This window comes from Microcoleus sp. CZ3-B2 (assembly GCF_036705055.1).
Taxonomy (GTDB): Bacteria; Cyanobacteriota; Cyanobacteriia; order Cyanobacteriales; family Microcoleaceae; genus Microcoleus.
Genome location: NZ_JAUBTN010000121.1, coordinates 1 through 5601, shown reverse-complemented (window position 1 = coordinate 5601; position 5601 = coordinate 1). Strand labels below are relative to the sequence as shown.

General features: G+C 49.8%; 3 protein-coding genes and 1 pseudogene. 2 read left to right on the top strand and 2 right to left on the bottom strand.

Features of this window, described 5'->3' with window-relative positions; genetic code table 11:
- Window positions 1–61 precede the first annotated feature (61 nt).
- Window positions 62–457, top strand: a complete 396-nt coding sequence (locus QUA97_RS27825) for a WD40 repeat domain-containing protein (protein WP_333197523.1) — start codon at window positions 62–64, stop codon at window positions 455–457.
- A 99-nt stretch (window positions 458–556) separates the two neighbouring features.
- Here QUA97_RS27825 and QUA97_RS27820 read toward each other — a convergent pair whose 3' ends face one another.
- Window positions 557–1597 carry a glucokinase gene (locus QUA97_RS27820; RefSeq protein ID WP_333197521.1) on the bottom strand — a complete coding sequence of 347 codons (1041 nt, stop codon included), beginning with the start codon at window positions 1595–1597 and terminating at the stop codon, window positions 557–559.
- A 399-nt stretch (window positions 1598–1996) separates the two neighbouring features.
- Here QUA97_RS27820 and QUA97_RS27815 point away from each other — a divergent pair.
- Window positions 1997–3337: pseudogene (locus QUA97_RS27815) on the top strand (RNA-guided endonuclease InsQ/TnpB family protein).
- Window position 3338: 1 nt separating this feature from the next.
- Here the strand turns inward: QUA97_RS27815 and QUA97_RS27810 are convergent.
- On the bottom strand, window positions 3339–5405 hold the full coding sequence (locus QUA97_RS27810) for an amylo-alpha-1,6-glucosidase (RefSeq protein WP_333197519.1): 2067 nt from the start codon (window positions 5403–5405) through the stop codon (window positions 3339–3341).
- Window positions 5406–5601 lie beyond the last annotated feature (196 nt).

Genomic DNA, 5601 nt, shown 5'->3' with positions numbered 1-5601 from the left:
TGCCATTTTTTCAGAAGGGTATGAGAGCTATGTCCTTGATTGAGTCTATGTTTTAACGGGGTTGTCACCCCGTCAGAGTTCCGGGGTAAGTGCAGTGGCGATCGCACCAGACGGCCTCACGGCGATTTCTGCTTCATTGGATAAAACCCTGAAAATCTGGGACACCGAGACAGGGCGGGAACTGAAAACTCTCACGGGTCATAGGGCGGTAACAGCAGTGGCGATCGCACCAGACGGCCTCACGGCGATTTCCGCTTCAGAGGATCGTACCCTGAAAATCTGGGATTTGCTCACAGGTAAAGAGGTTGCTAGTTTCAGCGGAGATAGTGTGTTTAATGGCTGTGCTTTTGCGCCTGATGGAGTGACAGTTGTAGCGGGGGATGATTCGGGCCGGGTGCATTTCCTGCGTTTGGAGGGAATGGGGGATTTGGGCGATGCTGCTGGGAAATTGATTTGAGGGTTGATATTATTAGAACCGGGCGGTTGAAACCGCCGTCTCTTCTTGCGGGGCCCGCGTCCGGGCCTCCAATATTGGCAAATTCCTCAGTTTCAATCCCTAAAGACCGGCCGCACAAACTGCAGCTCCCACTAACCCTACATTGTCATCCAAAACCAATCGCACCGGAATCATTTCTAACAGTGAATCCATCCGACCTTTGTGGGTAAAAGCTCGCATAAAACCGCCCTCTAAAATCAGCGGCAAAATCTTAGCAGCAATGCCGCCGGCTACGTACAAACCGCCGTAAGGTAAAAGTGAAACAGCCATATTTCCCGCCACCGCCCCGTAAGCTTCTACAAACATTTGCATTGTTTGTTCCGAAAGCCGATCGCACTTTTTGAGTGCCGCCTGAGCAATTGTCGCCCCCGGATCGACAGTCTTCTCGCTTTTACCAATTTCTGATTCCCATTGAGCGATCGCAGCCCCTACATCCGCAGATTCAGCAGCAAACTTGCGATCGCGCAAAAACTGGTAAATTGAAGCAATTCCCTGTCCCGAAACTACACGCTCGATCGATATTCGGGGAATATCATGTTTTGCTAACAAATATTTTAGCAACTCAAACTCCAACTCCGAGCGAGGTGCAAAATCAGCGTGTCCGCCTTCCGAAGAAAAAACCCTAATACCATTTGCTTCGGGAATTGCAAAACAATTTCCCAAACCAGTACCCGCACCAATCACAGCAATTGGATCGTTTTGGCAGGGTTTTCCAACTTGCAAAACGTGCAAATCTCGATCGTCCAAACCCAACACACCGTAACCAACCGCAACAAAATCATTAATTAAACTAACGCGGGATATTCCTAAATCCTGTTCCAAGCGCTTCGCATCCAGTCGCCAAGGTAAATTAGTCAATTTTGCAGTGTTGTTGACTACCGGGCCCGCGATCGCAAAACAAGCTTTTTCAGGCTCAGGTACAAAATCCAGTTTTGCAGCAGCCTCCGTCAAAAACTGCCGCACAATCGGCACTAAATCGGGAAACTCCCCGCTCGGATAGCGAAACTCGTAAAGAGCGTTCATTTCACCCTTAACAGTCCTTTCCACCAAGCGCAAAATCGTCTTAGTCCCGCCAATATCACCCGCTAACAATAATGCCATAAACCTCCTATTTCAATCAAAGATGGGGGAGCATCTGTGTTTTGCATAATTATAGTGCGAGCGTCCCCGCTCGCACTCTAGCAATCCTAAATCATTATCAAGACTATAGCAGTCCGTTCATTAGTGTAATTCTTGTAGGGGCAACCCCCCGTGGTTGCCCTCTTTACTTCCGATCGCATTCCCCATTTAACTAGACAGGCGGGAATTCCCCCCACCATAGCGGTACTCCGCTTGGTGGTGGGATGAAAGACGAGCGAAGCGACGATCTATCGCCTATCCCACGAAACTCGACATCTTGATGATCGAGGGAAATGGGATAGGCGTGACCAGACGAGCAAATTCCTGGGATTTTCCGGCGTATCCTTGGTACCATATTATCAGAGATGTCGATCGCCAATAATGTATCAAGCCTATAAATTCAGAATCTATCCTACTGCCCAACAGCAAACGTACTTTGCGGGTGCTTTCGGCTGTTGTCGTTGGTTTTGGAATTATAGTTTGAATCTGTGTCAGCAAACCTACAAAGATACTGGCAAAGGGCTGAGTAGAAGTGCGATTCAAGGATTACTCCCAAATCTAAAAAAGGAATATCCTTGGTTGAAAAATGCTTATTCTCAATCACTTCAAGTAGTCGCATTGAACCTGTCTACTGCTTATAAAAATTTCTTTGATAAACGTGGCGGTTTTCCTAGCTTCAAGTCGAAGCATGGAAAACAATCTATTAGTTATCCTCAGAATGTTAAAGTAGGTGATAACTCGATCAAATTGCCGATAATCGGTGAAGTGCATTGCATAATTCATCGAACACTCGATGGTCAGGTTAAAACTGTTACTATTTCCCAAAATACTGATGGTAAACACTATGCTTCGATCTTGGTTGATGATGGACGAGAGACACCGGAAAAAGATGCTAACGGCAAAGCTATCGGCTTAGATGTTGGGTTAATTGACTTTGTTGTAACCAGTGATGGCAGCAAGTATGCAAACCCTAAGCATCTCAGGAAACACAGTCGCCATCTCAAGCGTAAGCAGCAAAAACTAAGTCGCAAACAGAAAGGGAGCAATACTAGGCATAAGGCTAAAAGATTAGTAGCCAGAGTTCATTCGAGAATCAAAAGAGTCCGGGTCGATTTTCTGCACAAGCTATCCCGCAAGATAGTAGACGAAAACCAAGTTATTGCAGTAGAAAATCTAAATATCAAAGGTATGGTGCGTAAGTAGAAAGGCGTAAATATTTGTAGTTGGGATGAGGCAGGAGTCAGGAGACAGAATGCAGGAGGGATTGGGGTTTGAGCCTCATTTATCTTTCTTAACACAGTTGTGTTTTTCCCCACCGACTTACTTAACCATTGTCTAGCTAAAGCGATTAGCGATGCTGGATGGGGGATGTTTGGGACAATGCTCAAGTACAAAGCAGAAAAAAGTGGAAAAACCTATGTAGAGGTTGACCGATTTTTCCCTAGCTCTAAGACTTGTAATAATTGTCTTCACAAAGTATCAGAAATGCCTTTGAACCTGCGTTATTGGGATTGCCCTAAGTGTCACAGCCGTAATGATAGAGATATCAATGCCTCGAAAAATATTAGGGATGAAGCCTTGCGGTTGTTGGCATTAGGAACGAGTGCTGCAGCCAGTGGAGGGAGTGTAAGTCAACCTGGAAAGATTTCGGTCTTGATAGATGCGATTCCCCTTGAAACTGGAAGCCCCCGTCATAGCGGTACTCCGCTTGACGGTGGGTAGTTCACACACCCACAGTATTAATTGCCAACCAAGCCCGCAGCACCTCAGCCACAGTCCAAGCTTGAGCAGTGCAGCCCCTAGGCGAGTGAGGAGCGTCGCCCTCAAAAATCTCGCTGAGACTTCCAACACCTGCGCTTTTTATATGATGTGCCATCGGTGCTAGGAATTCGCGAGCTTGTGCTGGGTCTTTGTATACGTGCAAGTGAGCCAAGACAAAGGGGCCCATCAGCCAGCCCCAAACCGTGCCTTGGTGGTAGGCGCTATCGCGCTGCAATTGGTCGCCTGCATAGACTCCACAATACTGCGGGTGCTGCGGTGAGAGGCTTCGCAGGCCGTGGGAAGTCAGAAGCCCTTGAGCGCAAGCGTCCACCACGCAGCGCCGCTGGATTGGTGTGAGTAAGGGTGTATAGCGGGGAGTTTCCTTGCCCCGCACCCCCGGTAACAAGGAGGTGGCGGAGCGAGGCCCAATCGAGTCTAGGGGCAGGGAAACGGCGAATATTTGGTTTGGCCGCAGCGAGCTGTCGTTGCCGTTGGGGCCGTCTAAAACGTCGTAGCAGTAACTGGTTGAGTCGTTCCAGAAACGGGTGAATCCGGCGCTGGTGCGATCGCCCAACCGATCGTATTCGTGGTGAGACTTGCCCAATCTGCGAGCAAAACTTGCCATAGCTTGCAGGGCGTTGTACCAAAGGGCGCTGAGTTCGATCGGCTTACCAATCCGAGGAGTCACCACCCAATCGCCGATTTTCGCATCCATCCAAGTTAGTTGCACGCCGGTTTCGCCCGCGTAGACTAAACCGTCATCGGGATCGACGCGGATGTTATACCGAGTTCCCCGAATGTGCCAGTCCACCATCTCACATAGGGTCGGCCAGAGTTCGGTCAAAAGTTCGTCGTCTCCGGTGCAGTCGCAGTAAGCGCGAATTGCCTCAAAGTACCACAGCGTCGCGTCTGCGGTGTTGTATTCCGGTGCGCCGCCGGCATCCGGGAAGCGGTTCGGGAGCATTCCCCGATCGACATACCGCGCAAAAGTCCGCAAAATCGATCGGGCAATGTCCCACCGCCCGGTACAGATTGTGAGGCCGGGCAGGGCGATCGTGGTATCGCGCCCCCAGTCGCTAAACCAGGGATATCCGGCGATAATCGTTTTACCTTCGGGTTCCTCCGGTAGCGGGCGGTTGACGATAAATTGGTCTGCTGCTAGCACTAGGCGATCGATCCAGTCGGGAGATTCTCTGGCGGGGGAGAAGTTTTGCAGCAATTGTCGATGGTAAGTGCGACGCATTTCTAAAGCTTTAGCGCCGTTGAGTTCGGGATTTTTCTCGGTACTGGCTATCAATGTGACAGAGTTTCCCGGTGCGATGGTCAAGTGAAAAGTCGCCGCGTGCAAGTGATCCTCGCAATACTCCAATCCGCGCCGTTTTTCAGCCGCGAGGTCAAATCCGTAGTACCAATTGTATAAAGGAGCCGAGACTCGGAATTGAGCCTCTGGTTCGGCATCTGTCAGCAGATAAAGCGGTGCGGCTCCTTCAAAAGCGGTGACGCAAACCCCATCTGTCAAGGTTTCTAGCCTCACGGGCCAGTCGCTAGCCCTTGTTGTGTGGTGGTAGTCGCGGTAGTTGACTAGGGCTTTGACAGCGAGGGATACTGGCTTTGAGGCGCGGTGCAAATAATATTGAATATATGTTGTGTTAGCACCTTGCTGCATCCAAATCCGCTTGGACAAAATAGCGTCGCCGAGGGCAAACCTCCAAACAGGGGTAGTTTCTTCGAGGTAGAAGCTTTCGATTAAGTTGTAGCCGTGGGGTTCGATCGCACTGTCGGCCCAGCGGTTTGTATAAAGCGGATAAGGGCGATCGGCATATACGGCTGTCTCGTCGAGCTTGGCGAGCATCAAAGTCCGTGCCAGCGGGGGTTTAAGGGCGGCTACCAGCAGCCCGTGATAGCGCCTAGTGAGCAGATTGGCGATCGTCCCGCTAGCGTAACCGCCGATCCCGTTTGTGACCAACCACTCGCGAGACTCCGCCGAGTCAAGATTGCCGCAAATTTCCCGTCCAAAATCAATAACCATAAAACAAACACTCGCGCTAATTTGTAATCTATCTTTAGGTATATTTAAAACCAATTTTTAACAACAAATATAAACCTGTTGTGCATTTAAATTGTATATTTCCACGCTATCTCAAAAATCCTCTCCCCCTCTCCCCCTCTCCCAATCTCCCCCTCTCCCCCTCTCCCAATCTCCCCCTCTCCCCCTCTCCCAATCT